The organism is Bradyrhizobium sp. SZCCHNGR1005 (assembly GCF_032489995.1).
In the GTDB taxonomy this organism is placed as follows: domain Bacteria; phylum Pseudomonadota; class Alphaproteobacteria; order Rhizobiales; family Xanthobacteraceae; genus Bradyrhizobium.
Map to the genome: position 1 here is coordinate 157,689 of NZ_JAUEZC010000003.1, position 21,156 is coordinate 178,844.

A 21,156-nucleotide genomic window follows, 5' to 3' on the forward strand; every position below is an offset into this window, starting at 1 on the left:
CCGTGGGCACCCGGCAGGCCAAGGTTTCACGATTCGCTTAATGCGGCGTTAACCATGTGCATGAGGCTCCCCACCTCGGCGTCAGAGCGTGCGGAACTCTTCGGCACGTCCCGTCGGCTCGTGATCCGCGACATACAGCTTCGACCGTCTCGGACGCCACGGTGGCGTGATCACCCGCCGCTCGAGATCACCCATGTTGCCCATGCGCTCCGCGAACCTGACGGCAAATCCGTCCGGAAACACGCGAGTGACACGCCCCACGCAGCTGCCCACCGCAAGCGGGGTTCCGATCGGAGGCTGCAATTCGGAGGACACTGCGGCACCCGATAGCGAGGCATCGATCACGAAACACGGCACACTGCTGCCATCGGCCAGCGTCAATGCGGAGTGCGGCGAGTTCGGCACAAAGCGCGCGTGCCTGCGCGCGTCTTGGATCGTCGGGTCCTTCTGCTTCTTCTCCAGCCAGACCAGCTTCTCGGCGAACTTGGCGCGCTGAGCGCGCGTCATCTCCAGTTCGAGCAGGAAGCCGCCATGAATGGTGTCGCTGATCTCGCCGTCGAATTTTCCGAAATCGCGGAAATACGAACTCAAGCGATCGCCGATCTTGCCGACCACGGGAGCATCGAGCAGCATGCGAAACGGCGACACGCGCGTGGTACGACAGGCGAAGCTCCGCGGCTTCCCTTGCGGATCATACCAGTTTCCCAATGTGTAGGAGCCTGCAGCCTGAAGCCTGACTGCACGCTGTTTAAGGAATCGGGCAACCGACATTGCGCCCCCTCGCCTCGCGAAGAACTGGAATGGTTTCCTTCCGTCAACGCGCTGTCGCTTGCTGCTTGCGGGATGGCTTGCTGCGCGATGGCGACCACGGCCCGCGCCGAAGACATTCGGGATGGGACTGCATTGACGCGCAGATGCTGCGCGCAAAATACTAACGTACGCTGAAAATGAAGATTCAGATTTGCCCCATGGGATCATACGTTCGATCCCTTTCCATTTCCTGAAAATCAGGCTCCGTTCAACTACGGATTCGCGAACTTTGGCGATCTGCAATCCGTCTCGCCAGGAAATGGCGTCACATCCCTGAACGCTGCACAGGCCGGCACCGCACATCGATAAGCGCTGCTTGCGTCGATAGCGCCGGACTCATTCTCTCGTTGAGTATCTGCACTGAGATGAGAACGCCACAACCTATGAAGCGCTCGCGCCGGCGCATCACCTACCTAGACGCGCAGTTACAAATTAGAACAACTAATAACACGCTCACATGGCTGTACGTGCTCTCAGAAATAACGCCACGTTCACCATCGCTGCAATCGCCATGAGCGGCGACCTCGGTCGGTCCAGGATTGCAAGTTCGCTTATACTATTGGCCCTTAGTCCTACGAGAAGGGGGCCGTCAGCCGGCTTGGTCGCATCCCCGGCGCAATGAGTTAAGAGTAGTAACGCGTATGATGACCGCACGCATCGTGGTGCTGACCATCGCCCTCGGCGCGGGCGGCATAGCGGCTTACCTCGTCAGTAGTGCCGATAAGCAGCAGGAGCCGCCGGCCGCACCCGTCGTGCAACTGCCGACCGTAGAAGTACTGGTCGCAAAGGCCGATATCGGATTAGGCCAGGCGATCAAGCCCGGCGACCTGGTCTGGCAGACCTGGCCGGAAGCCGCGAGCAACATCTTCATCCGGCGCAGCGACCGTCCCGATGCGGCCAACCAATTGGTCGGCGCGCTTGCGCGCACCCCGTTCCTCACGGGCGAGCCCATCCGTGAGCAGAAACTGGTGAGGGCCGATGGCTCCGGCTTCATGGCCGCGATCCTGCCCGCCGGCATGCGCGCGATCTCGACCGAGATATCGCCCGAGACCGGCGCGGGCGGCTTCATCCTGCCGAACGACCGCGTCGACGTCATCCTGTCCAGGCGCGACCGGACCCCAGACCGTCCCGGGGCCGAGTCGGTCAGCTCAGAAATCATCCTCTCCAACGTCCGCGTGCTCGCGATCGACCAGGCGCCGAAGGAAAAAGACGGCCAGAACACGGTCGTCGGCAAGACCGTCACGCTCGAATTGAAGCCTGACCAGGCAGAAACGCTCGCCCGCGCGCGCCAGTCCGGCACGCTGGCGCTGGCGCTGCGCAGCATCGCCGACGTCAACGCGACCGACGTCGGCCCAGACACCAAGGCACCGCGCCGCGGCGCAAGCATCGAGATCGTGCGTTACGGCATCCCAAGCTCGCAAACGGCACAGAAGTGACCGAAAGGAAGCAACAGATGAACTGCGGGCAAATTCCCTCGAAGCTGCGGGCCGCAATCGCCCGCGCTCTCGCCGCCTCCGCCATCGTCGGCTTGACCCTCAACCCGGCGCTCACGCCGGCCATCGCTGCGGACGAGCATGCGGATGCGCCGGTCGTTTCGGCGGGATCGTCGAAGGTGCGCTTCCTGTCACTCGGGATCGGCAAGTCGATCGTGATCGATTTTCCGCAGGACGTGAAGGATGTGCTGGTCGCCGATCCGAAGATCGCGAATGCGGTCGTACGCTCGGCACGGCGCGCCTACATCATCGGCGCCGCGGTCGGCCAGACCAACGTCGTGTTCTTCGACGCCGACGGCCAGCAGGTCGCCGGCTACGATATCGCGATCAAGCGCGACCTCAACGGTGTACGCCAGGCGCTCAGTCAGAGCGTGCCGGGCGTCAAGATCGACGGCGTCGGTGACGGCGTGATCCTGACCGGCTCGGTGGCGAGCCCGGTGGAGGCGCAGCAGGCCGGCGACATCGCCGCAAGGCTGGTCGGCGGCGCCGACAAGGTCGTCAACTCGATCGTCGTGCGCGGCCGCGACCAGGTCATGCTGAAGGTCAACGTCGCCGAAGTCCGCCGCGAGATCGTCAAGCAGCTCGGCATCGATCTCAGCGCCAGCATGACCTACGGCACCGCGGTCGTGAATTTCAATAACAGCAATCCGTTCACCGCCTACGGCAAGTCGCTGGTCAATGGGAATGGCTTGAACGTCGCCGGCGGAGGCCTGTCCTCGGTCAGCGCGACCATGCGCGCCATGGAGACGGCCGGCGTGGTCAGGACATTGGCCGAGCCGAACCTGACCGCAATCTCCGGCGAGTCCGCGACCTTCATCGCCGGCGGCGAATTCCCGGTTCCGGGCGGCTATGCCTGCGACCCCAACACCCGCGTCTGCACGACGCAGGTCACCTACAAGAAGTTCGGCATCTCGCTGAATTTCACGCCGGTCGTGCTCAGCGAGGGCCGGATCAGCCTGCGCGTGATGACGGAAGTCTCCGAACTGTCGAACGACAATGCGATCACCGTCTCCTATGCGCTGACCCCGAGCCAGACGTCGTCAGTGACGATCCCCGCCCTTCGCACCCGGCGCGCTGAAACGACGCTCGAGATTCCGTCAGGCGGCTCGATGGCGATGGCCGGCCTGATCCAAAACCAGACCAAGCAGGCCATCAATGGCCTGCCGGGCGTCGATCAGCTGCCGGTGCTGGGTCAGCTGTTCCGCAGCCAGGACTATGTCAACGACGAGACGGAGCTGATGGTGCTGGTGACGCCCTATGTGGTGCGCGCCGTCGCCCAGAACGAACTGTCGCGTCCCGACGACGGTTTTGCGCCGGCGACCGACTCGGAGTCGGCGCTGCTCGGCCGGCTCAACCGCCTCTACGGCGTCGCCGCGCGGATCGAGCCGGTCTCCGGCCGCACCGCCGGCTTCGGCTTCATCATCGATTGAGATTGACGGCTTGAGGGGACGGGGGATCCACCATGTCGAAACCAGCAGCAAGCACAGGCCATAGGACCTTGCGCCTGGCCGGCAGCCTTGGCGCAATTGCTCTCGCGCTCGGCGCCTGCACCTATACGGGCAATGAGGTCGTCGCGACGATCCCGGATGACTACAAGATGCGGCATCCGATCGCGATCGAAGAAGGCCAGCATGCGATGGTCGTGTTCGTCGGGAGCGGCCGCGGCGGGCTGACCGCACCGCAGCGCAACGACATTGCGGGCCTCGCGCGCTCCTGGCGCCGCGAGGGCACCGGCGCCATCGTCGCCGATGTTCCGGTCGATACGCCCAACGCGCGCGCCGCCGCTGACACCTATCGTGAAATCCACGCGATGCTCGCGGCCGGCGGCGTTCCCGCCCACGCCATCAAGCTGCACCACTATCAACCTGACGACCCACGCCTGCTCGCGGCGATCAGGTTGAGCTATCCGAAGATCCGGGCGGTTGCCGGCCCGTGCGGATTGTGGCCCGACGATCTCGGGCCGAACTTCAACAATCCCGGCTACAGCGACAACCTGCATTATCAGAATTTCGGCTGCGCCACGCAGCGCAATCTCGCCGCGATGATCGACAACCCGGCTGATCTCGAACAGCCGCGTTCCGAGAGCGCCGCCTATACGCCGCGGCGCTCGGCTGCGTTCGAGAAATATCGCAAGGGCGAGCCGACCGGGATCACCTATCCGGATGCCGAAAAGGCAAAGCTGAGCGACGTAGGCAAATGATCAACGCTTCCCATCAAAGCCAGGATGAGCGGCCCGGCTCGGCCCATCCGGCCGCCGACGATCACATCGCACCGGTCCCGCGCGTCTCCGTGCAGGCCTTCTGCGAGACCGAGCAGACCTCGGCCGCAGTTCAGGCCGCAAGCCAGGATCGCCGGCTCGGCAAGGCCCATATCACGATCAAGATGGGCGGCATCGCCCGGGCCATCGAGACCTATCACTCGCAACCGACACCGAACGTGATCGTGTTGGAGACCCGAACAGGCGGCGACATTCTCGGCGGCCTCGACGAGCTCGCCGGCGTTTGCGACCCCGGCACCCGTGTCGTGGTGATCGGCGGCCCCGACGATACAGTCGCCTATCGGGAGCTGGTCCGTCGCGGCGTCAACGATTATGTGGTCGGGCCGGTCGAGACGCTCGACATCATTCGCTCGATCTGCAGCCTGTTCTCGGCCTCCGAAGCCGTGATCACCGGCCGCATCGTCGCCGTGGTCGGCGCCAAGGGCGGCGTCGGCGCCTCGACGGTCGCGCACAATTTGGCATGGACGATGGCGCACAATCTCGCGCTCGATTCGGTCGTGATCGATCTCGACATGGCGTTCGGCACCGCGGGGCTGGATTACAACCAGGACCCGTTGCAAGGCATCGCCAACGCGGTGTTCCAGCCCGATCGGCCGGACACCGCGCTGATGGAACGGCTGCTCGCCAAATGCACCGAACGTCTGAGCCTGCTTGCGGCACCAGCGACGCTCGAGCGTGTCTATGATTTCGGCGCCGAGGCGTTCGATGCGATCTTCGACACGCTGCGCATGACCCAGCAATGCATCGTGCTCGACGTCCCGCATCAATGGTCGGCCTGGACGCGTCACGCGCTCATCAACGCCGATGACATCCTGGTGGTCGCCGAGCCTGATCTGGCCAATCTGCGCAACGCCAAGAATCTCTTGAGCGTGCTCCAGGCCTCGCGCCCGAATGACCGGCCGCCGCTTTATTGCTTGAACCAGGTCGGCATGCCGAAGCGCCCGGAGATCGACCTCAAGCGCTTTGCCAAGACGGTCGAAGCCGAACCGGTGGCGACCATTCCGTTCGACTGCAAGCTGTTCGGGACCGCCGCCAACAACGGCCAGATGATCGCGGAAATCGCGGCGCTCAGCCGCACGCCGAAACTGTTTCTCGGCATCGCCAACCGTCTGACCGGCCGTGTCGATCCGAGGCCGGCACGTGGCTCGCTGCTCGCGCCGATCGCAAAATTGCTCGGCGCCAAATAGCTCAGTCGGTACGACTGAGCATCTTGGCCAGCTCCTTGTCGGGCTGGCTCGCCACAGGCCCCTTCGCGACCGCCTTCTGCGCCGTCTGCTTGCGGGCGAGCAGTCGCTTCAGATAAGTCACATTGGCGTTCGCCTGCTCGGCCGGTACGCCGGCCCGCATGATGTCTTCAGCTTCGCTGACCCGCCCCTGCAGGCCGACCACCACGGCGAGGTTGGTCCTGACCCGCTGATCGGCGTCCGGGCGAGCGTAGGCCTTGCGCAGAGTCTCCTCCGCCCTCGGCAAATCGTTGGAGAGCGCATAGGAAAGGCCAAGATTGGATAGCACGGACGGATCGCCGGGCGCGATCTTCAACGCGGTCTCATAGTATTGCCGCGCTTCCTCCTGCCGCCCGAGCTGATCCAGCACGGCGCCCTGCGCCGACAGGATGCGCCAGTCCGGATCATCAGGCGAATGCGCCCGGCTCAACACGTCGAAGGCCTGTTGGAAGTCGCCGTTGTCGGCGAGCGCGCGGCCATAACCCGCGAGCAGCGCCTTGTTGGCGGGATTGGCAAGGGTCGCCTGCTCCAGCACCGCGACCGCCTGCGAGCGCTGGCCGGTGGCACGCAAGGCACTGCCATATTTCAGCGCGATCTCAGGATCGCGCGGATTGCTGCGGTAACGCTCGCGATAGAGCTCGACGTCGGCCCGCGGATCGGAGCTGCTACTCTTTTCTGCATTGCCTCCGAGCGATCCCGTCACCTCGCCGAGATCGACCGTCTGGCAGGAGGCAAGACCCAGCAGCACGACCGCGAACGCCGTCGCAAAGACGGCCGGTCTGACCAGATGTTCGGAGCGGAGCGGCCGTGAGCGCATGCGACTGATCAATCGAGGACGACAGGTCAGGCACGCTCACATATTAACCCTAAGGGCTCGTTAAGATGTTCCGGGATGGCCAGCCCATCCCGGGTCTAATCGATGAACTCGGCCCCGAACTCGCAGCCGATCCGCCACGCCAGCCGGCATTTGCGCGAATGATCCGGCCCGAAGATGATCGTAAACTGCGGCGGCACCTCGACGAATTCGGCGATGACCTTGACGCCGCCGTTCGAAATGTCGGTGATGGTGCAATCGCGCGGCAGATTGCCCGTCCCCCAATGGATCTTCGCAAGCCTTCTGCATAGACGGCGTTCGCTCCTGCGACGGTTCGCCAACATCTCGATCTCTCACCCGCTCACCAGTCCATCCGATGACGACAGTTTTAGGAGCGAAACGTTGGGATCTCGCTAGCGTGATGTCGCGGAATGTAGCCATCGGCTTCGTATCTTGTTTAGCATCGTGATCGGCTAGTCACCTCATTGCATGAAGCGGTCGAAATAGGCGGCGAGCTCATGGTGAGCGTCGAGCGGCAGCACGTGGGCGACATACTGGTCCGGCCGGACCACCACCATGCATCCCGCCTGCCGCGCGATACCGCGCATCGCGAAAATATCCTGGCCGCTCTTGAGGTCGGGGCAGAACATCTTCTCGTAGTCGCGTAAGCCGTAGCGGCCCTTGCGCGGCAGCAGCAGCGCCGGCATCGCCTCGATCGCGAGCTCGCGATGGCCTTGCTGGAACACAGCGCGAAGATCGATTACGGCATCAATGTCGGTACCAGCCGGCGTGTATCTCTTGATCGGCGACTCCGGGCTCTCGCTCAGGAACGCGCACAGCGCACGGATCGCCGAATTGGGCGCGGTCGGATCCTCCGCGCCGGCAAAGGCGAAGATGCGGAAGCGCCCGTCGGCTTCGACGACATGGCCAAGCTGCACCGGCTTGGCGTCACCGAGCCGGATCACCGGCGCGGAATGGAAACGCTTGCCGATCACAAATCCTTCGGCGAGGCGCTGATAGGTCGCCTCACCCGTGAGCAGTGAAGGTCGATAATGCGTCGCGGTGCCGGCCGTATAGCGCCCATGACGTACGAAATAGCTCTGGGTCTGCGCCGGGTCGAACCCGCCGCCCTTGGCGGCCGAGGCGAGAATTCCCGCCCATTCGCGGTCAAAATCGATCAGCTCCTTTGCGATCGCCTGACGTTCGGCGGAATAGCTGTGCAAGAGCTCCGGCTTGGCACGCTTGCGCAGCACGGCAGCCAGCTTCCAGCCGAGATTGAAGGTGTCCTGCATCGAGACGTTCATCCCCTGCCCCGCCTTTGGACTATGCGTGTGGCAGGCATCGCCGGCGATGAAGACCCGCGGAAGCCTGGTCCCAACCTCCGCATCCGGCACGTCGTCGAACTTGTCGCACAGGCGCTGGCCGATCTCATAGACCGACCACCAGGCCACCTCCTTCACCTCCAGCGTATAAGGCTTGAGAATCCGCTGCGCCTTTGCGATCAGATCCTCGACGGTGATGTTGCGGTTGGCAACGCGTTCGCCGACGTCGAGCTTGGCCAATTCAACATAGAGGCGGACCAGATAACCGCCCTCCCGTGGAATCACCAGCAGGCTGCCGTCCTTGGCCGACTGGATCAGCGACTTGAATCTGATATCCGGGAAGTCGGTGACGACAAGCACATCCATCACGCCCCAGGCGTGATTGGCGGAATCGCCATGCAGCTCACGCCCGATCGATTTGCGCACCGTGCTGCGCGCCCCGTCGCAGCCGACCACATAGCGCGCCATCACCGTCTCGCTCTCGCCCTCATGGGCGGGATCGATCCGCTCGAGCCGAACGGTGACGGCATGGTCGTCCAGGCCGGTGGCCCGGTCGGTGGAAAGATCGGCGAGCCGCCTGGAGTAGTAGGGTTCGAGCTTGGCCGCCGAGCGGCGCATCACCTCGAGGAAGAAGTCGTGCACGCGAGCCTGGTTCAAGACCACATGCGGCATCTCCGACAGCCCGTCCTCGACGTCCTGGACCCGGCCGCTGCGGGCGATGTGCTCGCTGCGCGCCTCGTCCGGCTTCCAGAACGTGGTCTCGTTGATCCAGCAGGCTTCCTTGAGCACCCGCTCGGCAAAACCATGGGCCTGGAACATCTCCATGGTGCGGCAGGCGATGCCGTCGGCCTGGCCGAGCTGCAAAGGACCGGCCTTCTGCTCAACGATGCAGGTCTTGATGTCCGGAAACGCCGCGAGCTGGGCGGCCAGATTCAATCCTGCCGGCCCGCAGCCGATGATCAGCACGTCGACCTCGTCGGGGACCGCGCCGGCTGCGCCGGGCGCTGGAATACGCGCCGCGGGATCGGCAATTTCCGGGTCGCCCGGCTGGAATCCATTGAGATGAAACTGCATGAGACGTTCCTCCCCGCCTTCTGATATTGATCAGTATGCTGATCATCAGTATACAAGTCAACCAGCTCCTGGAGAGATCAGGTGACAGACACAAACGACATGCCCGGCCACCTGGCCCGCCGCTTCCAGCAGATCGCGGTGGCGGTGTTCCTGAACGAGGTCGAGCACGCCGGCTTCGACCTCACCCCGGTGCAATATGCGGCGCTGGCCGCGATCCATGCCAATCCGGGCATCGACCAGATCACCCTGGCCGGCCTGATCGCCTATGACCGCACCACGATTACCGGGGTCATCGACCGCCTGGTGCAAAAGGGACTGGTACTGCGGCAGGCGTCCAGCCGCGACCGTCGTGCACGCGAGCTCAAGATAACCGACCAGGGTGCGCGGACCTTTCGCGCCATCACGCCGGCGGTCGAAACCGCGCAGCAGATCATGGTGCGCGGACTGACCGGGGCGGAAGCCAAGGAACTGGTCCGCCTGCTGCAGAAGGCGATTGCCGCCGGCAACGAGCTCAGCCGCGCGCCGCTGCGGGAGGGATCGGGAGAACAGAGCTGACCGGGCTGCGCCAGAAGCTCGAGTTCCAGGTGACGGTATCTGGAGCGAACGTCACGAATACCGCATCACGCCGTCATCGACCTTGCCGAAACGCAGGGAAACGATGTCGAGCGCGTAATTCTGATAGAGCCGCCACGGCCGTTTCGAGCCCTGCTTCGGCAGCTTCGCGATCGAGCGCTGCACATAGCCGGAAGTGAAATTCAGCGACGGCATCGGCTCCACGGTGGGATCGTCATTGTGCGGCCGGCACTGCTTGTAACCGTGACGATCCATGTAGTTGATGAGGCGACAGACATAGTCGCAGGTCAGGTCGCATTTCAGCGTCCAGGATGCGTTGGTATAGCCGAGGGCGGCGGCGAAGTTTGGCACATCGGAATACATCATGCCCTTGTAGTTCAGCGTATCAGCGAAATCGACCTTGTGCCCGTCGACCACGACCTCGATGCCGCCCAGCACCTGCAGCACCAAACCGGTCGCGGTGACGATGATGTCGGCCTCGAGCTCGCTTCCGTCCTGCAGCCGGACGCCCTTCTCGGTGAAGCCATCGATCTCGGCCGTGACGACAGAGGCCCGCTTGTCCCGGATCGCCCTGAACAGATCGCCGTCCGGCACCAGGCAGAGCCGCTGATCCCAGGGATTGTAACGCGGCGTGAAATGGGTGGCGATGTCGTAGTCGGGCCCGAGCGCGGCGCGCACGCCGCCCAGGATCAGCTCCTTCACCTGGTGCGGCTTGCGCCGGCTGAGCTGGAAGAAATACATCGAGAACAGCACGTTGCGCCAGCGGATCAGGTGGTAGGCGAGGCTCGCCGGGAGATTGCGGCGCAATCTGTTGGCGAGCGGGTCCTGTGCCGGGCGCGACACCACATAAGTCGGCGAGCGCTGCAGCATGGTGACGTGGGCGGCCGTTTTCGCCATCGCCGGGACCAGCGTCACCGCGGTCGCGCCTGAGCCGATCACGATCACGCGCTTTCCGGCGTAATCGAGATCCTCCGGCCATTGCTGCGGATGCACGAGGCGGCCTTTGAAGTCCACAGTGCCTTTGAACTCCGGCAGATAGCCGGCCTCATATTTGTAATATCCGGCACACATGAACAGGAAATTGCAGGTGAAACGCACAATCTCCGGAGCGCCCTCCCCTGCACTGCGCTCCGCCTCGACGGTCCAGCGCGCCTCCTCCGACAACCAGGTCGCGCGCGTGACGCGATGATTGAAACGGATCTTCCGGTCGGCGCCGGTCTCGGTCGCGGTTTCGCGGATATAGTTCAATATCTGCGGGCCGTCGGCGATCGCCTTTGACTCTTTCCAGGGCTTGAACGAATAGCCCAGCGTGAACATGTCGCTGTCGGACCGGATACCGGGATAGCGAAACAGGTCCCAGGTGCCGCCGATTGCGCCGCGCCCTTCCAGGATCACGAAGCTCTTGGCCGGGCATTTGTGCGTGAGGTGATAAGCAGCACCGATGCCGGACAGGCCGGCGCCGACGATCAGCACGTCGAAGTGCTCTGCGGACATGGGTTTTCCTTTGGGGTTTCCTTCAGGTTTCAGGCTGTTTTGCCCTTGTTTGCCGTCAGACTGACGATACGCATCCGTCCTGTCAAATCGGCGAGCGAGGCCATTCGTATTCGGTCAACCCTCCTGATCTATGGATGGCGTGTCCGATGGCTTTGCGCAGGACTGGATCTGAGATCGTGACGAATGAGGCTGATCGGCCCGAGAAAGCACGCGAGGCTCGCGAGCGCGAGCTTGCACGGTCGCAGCGGCTTGCTGCCGGATCGACGGTCGCAGCGATCCTGATCGCGCTGGCCTCGCTGTTCGGACCGCAGCCCGATGGCATTCTGCTTGCGCTCCTGGTCGCGCTGCCCCTGATCGCAGCGCTGCTCGTGGTCGCATGGCGCGACCGGTTCCGGATCGGGCTCGGCACCGGCTCCGCACAGGCCAACCTGGCCGGGGCCTGTGCCGTAGCGGCCGGCGCCCTGTTCGCCCGCACCTGGCTCGATCTCAATCTGGTGAGCTGGCTGCCGCTGATCGCCTTTGCATTCGCGGTCGCGGTGATCTTCCTGCTCGCCGCCGCTCGCTTCGAGCCCAACCTGGCACGGCGCTGGTGGCGCCTCATCGCCGCCGCGGCCTTCGTGGCGGCCTACGCCTTCGGCATGCTCGGGCAATTCAATCAGCGGCTCGACCGCTCGCCGCAATCGGTGTTGCGCAGCCAGGTGCAGGGCAAGCATCTCGGCCATGGCCGGATGGCGACCTATCATCTCACGCTGGCGCCTTGGGGACCTTTCACCAAGCCGAGTGACGCTACGGTGTCGCAGGATCTCTACGCGCGGCTGCAAATCGGGGATTCCGTCTGCATCAGGGAACGCGACGGCGCGTTCGGGATCGCGTGGCTCACGGTCAGCGCGTGCCGCTAGGCGCAATTGGAGAGGAGCTTTCGATCAACGAGACTCCACGATAGCGCCAGCCTGGCCGCGAACCCGCCGAGGCCGGTTCGGATGAACAGCGGCCGGTCCGCCTCCTGCGATCGGAAGGAACGGACCGCCGTCAGAGAGTCCTATTTCAGCGGCAAGAACAACTCCGCGACCGTCTCATGCTCAGGCACCTCCGGGAAGAAGCTCAGCCGCTGACAGTAGATCGGGAAGTCGCGTGCTTCCTCGCCGCTAGCCGGAAGCCAATCGCGATAGAGGTAGAGCGCGGCGGGCTCCAGATTGTCGGTGTTACCAACGACGCGCAACACCGCGCAGCGTCCGCCAGGAATCTCGCCCGCCTTGATGGGCTCGCCGTTCGCTTCGATTGTTTGATCCGTCCCCACGCAAAGATCCACGCTATAATCGGCAGGCGACGCCGGACGCCGCTCGGAACGCCAGACATTGAAGGTCGGGTGGCTCTTTGGATGCAGGCCAGCGGCTATACGCCACGCGATGAACCGCTGGATGGTGGCGCCGAGCATCGCCGGGTCGCCCCGATGTTCCATGATCGCGACCGGCGTCGTAGGCACATCGCGAATCGTCACATCGTCAGCGGTAAACGTCTTCTGCATGAGCTTGCTCCTTGCATTGTCGAGAGGCCCGAAGGCGGCAAGCCACGGCTCCCAGTCGGGAGACTTCCGGAACGATGAAGGCGATTGCCCGAACCTTTGCCGGAAGGCGCGGGCGAAGGCGTCCGGCGCGTCGTAGCCGGCATCCATCGCGATGTCCGTGACGCTTTCGGCATCCCTATAGGCCAGCCGATATGAAGCGCGCTTCAGGCGGGCGAGCTGGATGTAGCGATGCACGGACAGTCCGAAGGTTGCCGTGAACTGCCGGTGGAAGTGATACTTCGAGTAGGCAGCGACGCTGCTCAGCGCGTCCAGGTCCAGATCGTCATCCAGATGCCGGTCGATGTGATCGAGCACCCGCTGCATCCGAGCATGGTAGTCTTGAAGCGCCGCCTTCATCGTCCATCCTCCGTGGCAGCACCAGCTAAGCGGATGCAGACATGACGCGCCCGACCGATCTTGCGGTTTTGTCATTGCGGTCGCAGGCCGTCACCAGGGGTGTTTGCGGGCCGGTGCCTTCATATCGTTCCGGACAAGGAGAATGACCGCCGAGCCGAGTCGTGCAGAGCTGCGATCAGGCGTTGCATTTCGGCAACGGTTCCCCGAAAACGCCGGCTGGGGCTAGCCTGTGCTATTGCGCCCCCCTTCCGTGATCCAAACAATCGACCCGCATCGCAGGCTCGGCTTGCGAGTCTGGCCCATGTAGCCCTCAGGAGGCTGGGATCATGAACGCACGATTTGCGGCGGTTGCGTTGACGTCTTGCCTGTCGGTCCTGCTCGTTAGCCAACTTTTTCCGTTGCCGACCTTGATGAGCTTGATGGACGCCAGCGAGGGAGGCGAGACACCGATCCCCGGCCGCAGCACATCGGCACTGGACGGTGCGGCCACGTTTGCTCCGGCGCTGCAAGCCAACGCCGCGCCGCAGGCGAGCGAGGCACCCCAACTCATCGAACCACTGCGGGCCACCGATACACCGAGGGCTGTCGATGCTCCGCGCTCCGCAGCAGCACTGCAATCGGTCGGCGTAGCGACCGCCGCCGCAGCACCGCAGATCGTGGCCGCAGAGGTCGGCGAGATCGCGTCAGCAACCGTGACGCCCCCGCTTGTCATGGACGCCGCCCGCCATGCCGGCACAACATCCGCGGCAGCACCGGTCGCCGCGGCTGCGGATGCAGATAACACAGCCACCGCAGAGCAAGGACGAACGCCCGAGCCCGCAGGATCGCTCCGAATGGCCTCCGCCGATCCGAGTGAGACGCTGCCAGCCGAGACCGCGGCGAAGCCGGACACGCCCGCCAGCGTGCGGGACCACACGCCCGAGACCCCGACGGCTGACGACCGCACAGCAAGCGTAAGCGCGACCGAAGCCGCCGACGAGTGCTTCGTCATCGAGACCTGTGTCGATCGCTATCTGTGGACGCTGTATCAGCGCGCGCCCAAGGAGGATTCGATCAAGGTGCACGAGCGCCGCAGCGTGACGGTGAAGCGGAAGGGCCGGTTGGTCTCCGTCGCCAGAACCTTCATCAGGCTGGTTGACGAAGACTTCACGTGGAAGGATCCCAAGGCGGCGGACAAGGCCAGCCTGTCGCTGATGGACTACGTGATCGGCGGCATGGACCGGGGCTTCAAGCTGAAACTGTTCTACACGCTGCACGCCGCGGAGGCCGCTGGCCTCTCGCCCGGCATCACCAGCGCATTCCGTGACGACTACCGGCAATCGATCGCCAGCGGGCTGAAGGCGGCCTCCGACAGGTCCTATCATGGCGGCAGCTTCCGTGGCGGCTATGGCCATGGACTCGCGGCGGATATCGTCAGCGTCAAGGGCGCCACGCGCGCAGAGCGCTGGACTTCGACCGAACAGCTCTGGAAGTGGATCGACGTGCACGGGCAGGAATTCGGCATCGGCCGGCCCTATCTCGATCGCGATCCGCCCCATGTCGCCCCGATCGACGGCCAGGAATATGCCTCGCATCGCGGACCGGCCGTTCGGCACGTTGTCGCCGAGGCGAATAGACGCAAACATCTCGCCGCGCGTCGCGAGCACGGTGCAGGTAAGCACGTCAGAGCGGCAAGAGCGACCGCCATCCGATCCGCGCGGGCGGCGCGCTCTCGCGCGACCTAGTGTCCCGCGCCGGCAGTCGTATCAGTTTGCGGCCGGCTCATTTGCGAATGTCAGTGCCTTGCCCGCCTGCCGTTGCGCGCGATCGTACCCCACGGCCAAGCGGACCAGCAGCGCGAACACCGGGATCAGAAATGGCGGGCCGAAGGTCAGGTCGGTGTTCTTGCCGATCGAAGCTGCGACCAGCGGCAGCAGCAGCACCGCGGCCATGGCCGCCCTGATCCAGGCTACCGGCGCCTGCGGCCGCCTCTCCTCCGTGTGCAGCCAGACCACGACGAAGGCGCCGACCACCAGATCGTAGTGCTGCAGATAGGGAATCGCGAGCCAGGTGCCGACGATCAGCAGGGCGTAGCGGATATGCCGCGGATGGTCGCGCCACCATGACCATGCCACGACGCTTGTCGCGATGATGGCGGAGACGGCCTGACAGCCGTAGGCGAGTTCGAGGCTTGCGCCGAAGCGGCGCGCGAAGACAAACACCGAGACCATCAGGCGCCAGATGTCGGTGCTGTCCTCCAGGATTGCGACGCGCAGGATCGGCAGGTTCCTGAGATAGTCGGTCCACGGTTCCAATCCGAATGCGATCACGCTCGCGGCAACGAGCATCAGCACGGTGACGCCGCTGGACACGAGCGCGCGCCATTGCCGACCAGCAAGCAGCGCCACCGGCAGCATCAGCGCCAAATGCGGCTTGAAGGCGAGCAGGCCGAACAGCATGCCCGCCAGGACCGGCCGGCGCTCGAGCAGCACCAGCCCGCCACCCAGCAGCGCGGCGGTCAGGGCGCCGTTCTGCCCGAGCATCGCGTTGATGAATACCGCGGGCGTCGCCAACGCCAGCAGCAGCACGCCCTCGCCGCTCGCGGCCTTGAGCGCGCGATAGAATGCGTACCAGGTGCCGATCAGCCACAGGCCCAGCGCCGGCACGTAAGGCAGCAGCGCCAGCGGCAAGGTCAGCAGCAACATCACCGGCGGATAGGAATAATGATAGAGGTCGAGCGTGGGCCCCACCACGGACTGCTCGAAGGCATGGAAGCCCAGGAAATCGTAAGCCCTGGCCGCATGGCCTTGCAGCGCCACCGCCGCACCGGACCAGTAATTGATGAAATCGTCGCCTAACGGGCGCTGCACGCCGTCGGTCAGACCGAGGCGTGTTTGCCGCAACAGGTCGACGACATAGACGACGCTGGCCGCAGCGATCCATACGCGCGCGAGGCGGCGCAGCCGGTTGAGATCGCCCAAGGCTCCAGCGGCCTGCGGCGCCCCGTGAGCCGAATAGTCGAGCGAACTCATGGCCGTACTCCCGAGCGATTGACGCTGAGGAGCCATGCTAGCGTGAGGGTTTTAGGAGTCCCTTAACTTGGTGGGCGAAGGCGTGGCGCGCGAACGCCGACACGCCACCGATCAACGCGCCGGCACCGCTTCGGCCGAGATCTGATCCCTGACCGCAGCCTCGAACCGGCTGGCGGAGGGGGCAAACGTCACGCGTGTCTCTTCGTGGAACGAGGAGAAGATGCCGATCACTGCAATGGTTCCGTCGATATCGGCCAGGATTGGCGAGCCGGAATAGCCATGGTTCGCCAGGCAGTGGAGGATCAACAGCCGCTCGTCATTAGTGATGTCGGCGCGGCAATTGCGCTGCTCGGTCGGCGAGTAACGCCGTTCCTCGCCGTAGCCGATCTCCGAAATCCTCCCGGCCTCGGCCACGGTGCGCAGCTGCTCTCGCGTCAGCGCCTTCACGGCAATGGGCCGCGACGGCAGCGCCTGTTTGAGAACGATCAACGCCCAATCCGCCGGGGCTCGATCCAATGTCCACTGGTCCAGCGGGGTCGGAACGAAATCCCTTGCGACGATCAGCCGCTCTGCCGCCGCCGACGCGGCCGGCGTCCCCTTGTCCATGCCGAGAAGAAAATGGACGTTGCCGGGACTGACCGGCGCGGTGCCGTTGAACAGGCAGTGCGCGGCCGTCAGCACCAGCCGGGGCGCCACCAGCGTGCCGGTGCACCAGGCGCCGTTCGAATAACGGGCCACCGTGACGACGCCGATCGCGGATGCCGGCCAGGCGGTGGGATCGACGATCGCGCCGAGATGCCGGTCTAGGCCGAGCAGATCCTCACTGCGCGGACTGGCGATGCTCGCGACGCTCGATTCGAGCTTCGGCTTCCATTGCGTCATGATGTCCTGGGCCTGCGCGCGCTCGGCTTCGGTCAAGGCGAGCCGCTGTACCGCGCGGCCGGCCGTGCGCACCCCGGCCTGGCCCGCCATGACGACATAGGCATAGCCATGGACCACATCCTTGGACACGCCGCGGCCATCCAACAGCATCAGACCGAGCATGTATTGCGATTGGGCAAATCCCTGTGCGGCCGCGCGTGCGAACCAGCGCGCAGCTTCCGCGTCATCGATCCGCACGCCTTCGCCGTTCACATAAGCCAGGCCAAGGAAATGCTGGGCGATGGCAAGCCCCTGCTCCGCGGCCTTGCGATACCAGCCGGCCGCCACGGTCGGATCGCGCGGTAGGCCCCAGCCATTGGCCTGCATGAAGCCAAGATCGAACTGCGCGCGCGCATCACCCTTTTCGGCCAGCGCCGACAGGACTTTCAGCGCGGGCGCATAGTCGCCGCCGTGGGCCGCAGCCACGGCAACGTCGAGCTCGGCGGCGTGCACTGGTCCGACGAGGCCGAGAAACAAGATGAGGAGTGCGAGAGCCCTGTTCTTCATATTGCCTACCAGCCGAACACACACCTTTCTCGGCACCGAGATTGACCAGTTCATGTCAATGCGAGGCGACTTGCAATCGATCGGAGGAGATTATGTGAATCCGGGTACCAAGGACACCGACACGGCGGCGCAGCGGCGCCACCGCCCCGCCTATCGCGCCCCGCCGCCCCGGCCGCATTGCGCATGTCATCGGCCGATAGCTCTGCTCGCCGGGATGGAGCTGCGCCAGCCAGCCGCGCGTCATTCCACGGCCGCAGCTACATCGCGATTGCGACTTATTTGCAATCGTCCCATGACGCTCAGCTTCACTGGGTTTGCACATGAGGTGAAGCTACCTTCACTGTGGCAGAATTGATCCACCGGCACAGGAGTCCACGAAGCCTCGCGTGCTCCATTGCCAATTCGATGCGCGCTCCTGTAGGAAAATTCGAAGGGGGAGCGTCAGTCAGTGGCTCGACGGGGGCGTCAACTACACAGGATCGAAACAGTGAGGCGCAAGGCACGCTTGCGCACGCTGTGGCGTCGCGAGTTGGTCGCGTCCGCTCTCGCGCATATTTCGATCCTACGAACGGCGCGATCGCGGCTGTGCAGTTCACTCGTGTGGTTCGCGGCATGGGCGCTGATCTTCCAGTCGACCCTGGCGTTCTGCGCGATGGGCGCGGCCGTTTCGGGCCCCGACGTCACCGCCGCAATCATTTGCCAGAGCAGCGCTGATCATTCGGCGGCCGACGATAGCGATGCAGCCGCCAAGCAATGTGCGAGCTGTCCGTTTTGTGCGCTCGGACGCAGCGTCACGCTCCCTCAAGCCTCGATCATCGCTCTGCCGATCCCGGTTGTGGTGGCGATTCTGGTCGGGCGCATCGATGTCATATCGCCGCTCCCGCCTGCGCATGACCTGCCTGTCGCCCGCGGGCCGCCGGCGACCGCCTAGGCTGTCTCTTCCACACATCTGAACGCGTGACGATGCGGCCGGCATCAGCCGGACGAGCTGACTGCTGCTGTCTCGCGGCAAGCTCGGCCATGCCTGCAGCCGCGATGTCGCGACCACTTTTCACGAAGGCCACAACGCGCCTGCCGCCCTGCGCCTTCCTATCCGGAATCCGAGATCCCATCATGCACCACCGTTCCACACCCGCCCGGCGCCGATTGCTCCGTTCGACCGCCGTGCTGACATCGCCGGCACTGCTGGCCTTCACCATGCCGGACCTCGTGCTTGCGCAAGACGAAGCGCGGGGTCGCGCAGCCGCGACACTGCCCCAAGTGATCGTCACAATGCCCCAGCACGGCCCGGCCCGCCGACCGGCGATCCGCCGCCGGGGCGCGCATGCCACAGCAGCAAACCCGGCGAGCCAGCCCAATCCGACACCGCCGCCCGCGGTCTCGCCCGACGGCATCGCCACCCCACCCGGCAGCACCTCGGTTGAAGCGGGCGACATCCTGGCGAAGCGCGCCACGACGAACGACACCGCCGCCCTGTTCGCGGACGTCCCGGGCGTCAGCCTGTACTCGGCAGGCGGCGTATCGAGCCTGCCCGCGATCCATGGCCTCGCCGACGACCGCCTGCGCATCAAGGTCGACGGCATGGACACCATCGCCTCGTGCCCCAATCACATGAATCCGGCGCTGTCCTACATCGATCCCAGCCAGATCGCCGCGGCCAAGGTCTGGGCAGGCGTCACGCCGGTAAGCGTCGGCGGCGACTCGATCGGCGGCACCGTGGCCGTCACGTCCCTGGGGCCAACGTTCGCCGCGCCCGGTCAAAGCCTGCTGACCAAGGGCAATATCGGCACGTTCTACCGCAGCAACGGCAATGTGCGCGGCGCCAACCTGTCGGCGACCATGGCGACGGAGAACTACAGCGTCAGCTACAGCGGCGCGGCCGTCAAAGCGGACAACTACACGGCCGGCGGCAACTTCAAGAACTTCGTTCTGAGGAGCGCCATCACGCCCGTGCTCCCTCTCGACCAGGTCGGCTCATCCGCCTACGAGACCCGGAATCACCTGCTGGGGATCGCCTGGAACAAAGACGGTCAGCTGATCGAGTTCAAGGCCGGCATTCAGGAGGTCCCCTACCAGCTCTATCCGAACCAGCGCATGGATATGCTCGGCAACGACGCCTACAGCTTCAACCTGCGCCATCTCGGCAGGTTCGACTGGGGCGAGCTGGAGACCCGGATCTATCATCAGTCCGTCCATCACTACATGGATTTCGGCGGAGACCGGCTGTTCTCGTACGGCACGCTAACGCCGCCGAACACGACCGGCGCGTCCTACCCGGTCAATGGCATGCCGATGTACACGCGGACCAAGACCAACGGCGCATCGTCCAAAGCCGATATCGAGCTGTCGCCCCGCGACGTGCTCCGGGTCGGCGTCGATCTGCAGACCTATCGTCTCGACGACTGGTGGCCGCCGGCACCCGATTGCGGCGTGGGCAACTGCATCGGCGGGATGGCGCCGCTGACGTTCTGGAACATCAATAACGGCAAGCGGGACCGCGCCGGTGTCTTCAGCGAGTGGGAGGCCAGATGGAACCCGGCCTGGCTCTCGCTGCTGGGCGTGCGGTTCGAGCGGGTCGAAACCGACACCGGCCCCATCGTCGGCTACAATACCAGCACCACGCCGCTGACATCGGGCTTCATGTCCGGCATGTATGAGACGAGCTCGGTCGGCTCGCGCGCGGCGTTCAACGCCATGGATCGTGCCCACAAGGACAACAATGTCGATCTGACGGCTTTGCTTCGGAACACGCCGAACGCCAATCTCACCTTCGAGTTCGGCGCGATGCAGAAGACGCGTTCGCCGAACCTCTATGAGCGCTATTCGTGGTCGCGCAACGTGATGGCGCTGGAGATGAACAACTTCGTCGGCGATGGCAACGGTTATCTCGGCAATCCCTATTTGAGGCCGGAGGTCGCCCACACCGTGAGCTTCACCGGCGCCTGGCACAGCGCCGACCACGAGGCCGAGATCCGGTTCACGCCTTACTACACCCATGTGCGCGACTACATCGACGCTGTACAATGGAGAGCCGCGACGAACACCGCCGCCGTCCCTGCCGTCGCCAACCAGTTCGTGATCATGAAATACATGAACCAGCAGGCGCGCCTGTACGGATTCGATCTGTCCGGCAAGCTTCCGCTCGGCCGGACTGAGATCGGCGAGTTCGGTCTGAAGGGGGTCCTCAGCTACACGAACGGCAGGAACCTCGATACCGGAAGCGGCCTCTACAACATCATGCCGCTCAACAGCAAGCTGACGCTCACGCACCGGCTCGACGGCTGGGACAACGGTGTCGAGCTCGTGATGGTGAGCAGCAAGTCCGACGTGTCCGCCGCCCGCAACGAGCTCAAGACCCCGGGCTACAGCCTGGTCAACCTGCGCAGCAACTACACCTGGCAGAAGCTGCGCATCAGCTTCGGCGTCGAGAACCTATTCAACAAGCTCTACTACCTGCCGCTCGGCGGCGCTTATCTGGGCGAAGGCGCGTCGATGTCGTTCAACAGGGAGGCCGGGACCGTCGGCCCGGTCGGCAGCGGCGCATCGGGCACCGCGAGCATGTGGGGCACCGCCGTTCCCGGTCCAGGTCGCTCGTTCTATCTGGGTGCGAACCTGGAATTCTGACCGGCCCATTCGGACCAATCCGGACCGTTACCGTCCCGGACCTGACAGAACCGAATGAGATCGGCAAAAACGCCGATGGCCGGGACGAGCC

The 21,156-nt window shown here is 64.5% G+C and carries 17 protein-coding genes; 9 read left to right on the plus strand and 8 right to left on the minus strand.

Annotation, left to right across the window (positions count from 1 at the left end; all coding sequences use genetic code 11):
• Positions 1-81 precede the first annotated feature (81 nt).
• Positions 82-771, minus strand: coding sequence for a PilZ domain-containing protein (locus tag QXZ85_RS12980; RefSeq protein ID WP_315704946.1), 690 nt, complete (start codon positions 769-771; stop codon positions 82-84).
• Between the two features lie 680 nt (positions 772-1,451).
• On the opposite strand from QXZ85_RS12980, the gene cpaB reads away from it, so the two are divergent.
• The 4 genes from cpaB to QXZ85_RS13000 are packed head-to-tail and all read left to right on the plus strand — an operon-like array spanning position 1,452 to position 5,768.
• On the plus strand, positions 1,452-2,246 hold the full coding sequence (cpaB, locus tag QXZ85_RS12985; RefSeq protein WP_315704441.1) for a Flp pilus assembly protein CpaB: 795 nt from the start codon (positions 1,452-1,454) through the stop codon (positions 2,244-2,246).
• Between the two features lie 17 nt (positions 2,247-2,263).
• A complete protein-coding gene (locus tag QXZ85_RS12990) occupies positions 2,264-3,733 on the plus strand; it encodes a type II and III secretion system protein family protein (protein WP_315704442.1) in 1,470 nt (489 codons plus the stop codon).
• 32 nt (positions 3,734-3,765) lie between these two features.
• Complete coding sequence (locus QXZ85_RS12995) at positions 3,766-4,503, plus strand: CpaD family pilus assembly protein (protein WP_315704443.1); 738 nt, start codon at positions 3,766-3,768, stop codon at positions 4,501-4,503.
• On the plus strand, positions 4,500-5,768 hold the full coding sequence (locus tag QXZ85_RS13000) for a CpaE family protein (RefSeq protein ID WP_315704444.1): 1,269 nt from the start codon (positions 4,500-4,502) through the stop codon (positions 5,766-5,768). Before QXZ85_RS12995 ends, QXZ85_RS13000 begins: the two co-directional genes overlap by 4 nt.
• Position 5,769: 1 nt before the next feature.
• Here the strand turns inward: QXZ85_RS13000 and QXZ85_RS13005 are convergent, their stop codons facing one another.
• From QXZ85_RS13005 to QXZ85_RS13015, 3 genes are all read right to left on the minus strand, one after another.
• A complete protein-coding gene (locus QXZ85_RS13005; RefSeq protein ID WP_315704445.1) occupies positions 5,770-6,621 on the minus strand; it encodes a tetratricopeptide repeat protein in 852 nt (283 codons plus the stop codon).
• A 95-nt stretch (positions 6,622-6,716) separates the two neighbouring features.
• Positions 6,717-6,962 (minus strand): PilZ domain-containing protein, encoded by a 246-nt coding sequence (locus QXZ85_RS13010; protein ID WP_315704446.1) that lies wholly within the window; start codon positions 6,960-6,962, stop codon positions 6,717-6,719.
• Positions 6,963-7,100: 138 nt separating this feature from the next.
• On the minus strand, positions 7,101-9,014 hold the full coding sequence (locus tag QXZ85_RS13015) for an FAD-binding monooxygenase (protein ID WP_315729593.1): 1,914 nt from the start codon (positions 9,012-9,014) through the stop codon (positions 7,101-7,103).
• A gap of 99 nt (positions 9,015-9,113) precedes the next feature.
• Here QXZ85_RS13015 and QXZ85_RS13020 point away from each other — a divergent pair, with 99 nt between their 5' ends.
• Positions 9,114-9,569 (plus strand): MarR family winged helix-turn-helix transcriptional regulator, encoded by a 456-nt coding sequence (locus tag QXZ85_RS13020; RefSeq protein WP_409977584.1) that lies wholly within the window; start codon positions 9,114-9,116, stop codon positions 9,567-9,569.
• A 51-nt stretch (positions 9,570-9,620) separates the two neighbouring features.
• Here QXZ85_RS13020 and QXZ85_RS13025 read toward each other — a convergent pair whose 3' ends face one another.
• Complete coding sequence (locus tag QXZ85_RS13025; protein WP_315729594.1) at positions 9,621-11,081, minus strand: NAD(P)/FAD-dependent oxidoreductase; 1,461 nt, start codon at positions 11,079-11,081, stop codon at positions 9,621-9,623.
• A gap of 176 nt (positions 11,082-11,257) precedes the next feature.
• Here QXZ85_RS13025 and QXZ85_RS13030 point away from each other — a divergent pair, with 176 nt between their 5' ends.
• Positions 11,258-11,980 (plus strand): hypothetical protein, encoded by a 723-nt coding sequence (locus tag QXZ85_RS13030; RefSeq protein WP_315704450.1) that lies wholly within the window; start codon positions 11,258-11,260, stop codon positions 11,978-11,980.
• A 140-nt stretch (positions 11,981-12,120) separates the two neighbouring features.
• On the opposite strand, the gene QXZ85_RS13035 is transcribed toward QXZ85_RS13030, so the two are convergent.
• Entirely contained in the window at positions 12,121-13,002 is an 882-nt protein-coding gene (locus QXZ85_RS13035) for an AraC family transcriptional regulator (protein ID WP_315729595.1), read from the minus strand.
• A 710-nt stretch (positions 13,003-13,712) separates the two neighbouring features.
• On the opposite strand from QXZ85_RS13035, the gene QXZ85_RS13040 reads away from it, so the two are divergent.
• On the plus strand, positions 13,713-14,726 hold the full coding sequence (locus QXZ85_RS13040) for a hypothetical protein (protein WP_315704947.1): 1,014 nt from the start codon (positions 13,713-13,715) through the stop codon (positions 14,724-14,726).
• 21 nt (positions 14,727-14,747) lie between these two features.
• Here the strand turns inward: QXZ85_RS13040 and QXZ85_RS13045 are convergent, their stop codons facing one another.
• Both QXZ85_RS13045 and QXZ85_RS13050 read right to left on the minus strand, forming a co-directional pair.
• Complete coding sequence (locus QXZ85_RS13045; protein ID WP_315729596.1) at positions 14,748-16,013, minus strand: glycosyltransferase family 87 protein; 1,266 nt, start codon at positions 16,011-16,013, stop codon at positions 14,748-14,750.
• A gap of 111 nt (positions 16,014-16,124) precedes the next feature.
• On the minus strand, positions 16,125-17,441 hold the full coding sequence (locus QXZ85_RS13050; protein ID WP_315729597.1) for a trypsin-like serine protease: 1,317 nt from the start codon (positions 17,439-17,441) through the stop codon (positions 16,125-16,127).
• Positions 17,442-18,039: 598 nt separating this feature from the next.
• Between QXZ85_RS13050 and QXZ85_RS13055 the strand changes: the two genes are divergently transcribed.
• Positions 18,040-18,372: a DUF2946 family protein gene (locus QXZ85_RS13055; RefSeq protein ID WP_315704454.1), complete on the plus strand. Its 333-nt coding sequence runs from the start codon at positions 18,040-18,042 to the stop codon at positions 18,370-18,372.
• Positions 18,373-18,554: 182 nt separating this feature from the next.
• Positions 18,555-21,065: a TonB-dependent receptor gene (locus QXZ85_RS13060; protein ID WP_315704455.1), complete on the plus strand. Its 2,511-nt coding sequence runs from the start codon at positions 18,555-18,557 to the stop codon at positions 21,063-21,065.
• The last annotated feature ends 91 nt before the right edge of the window (positions 21,066-21,156 follow it).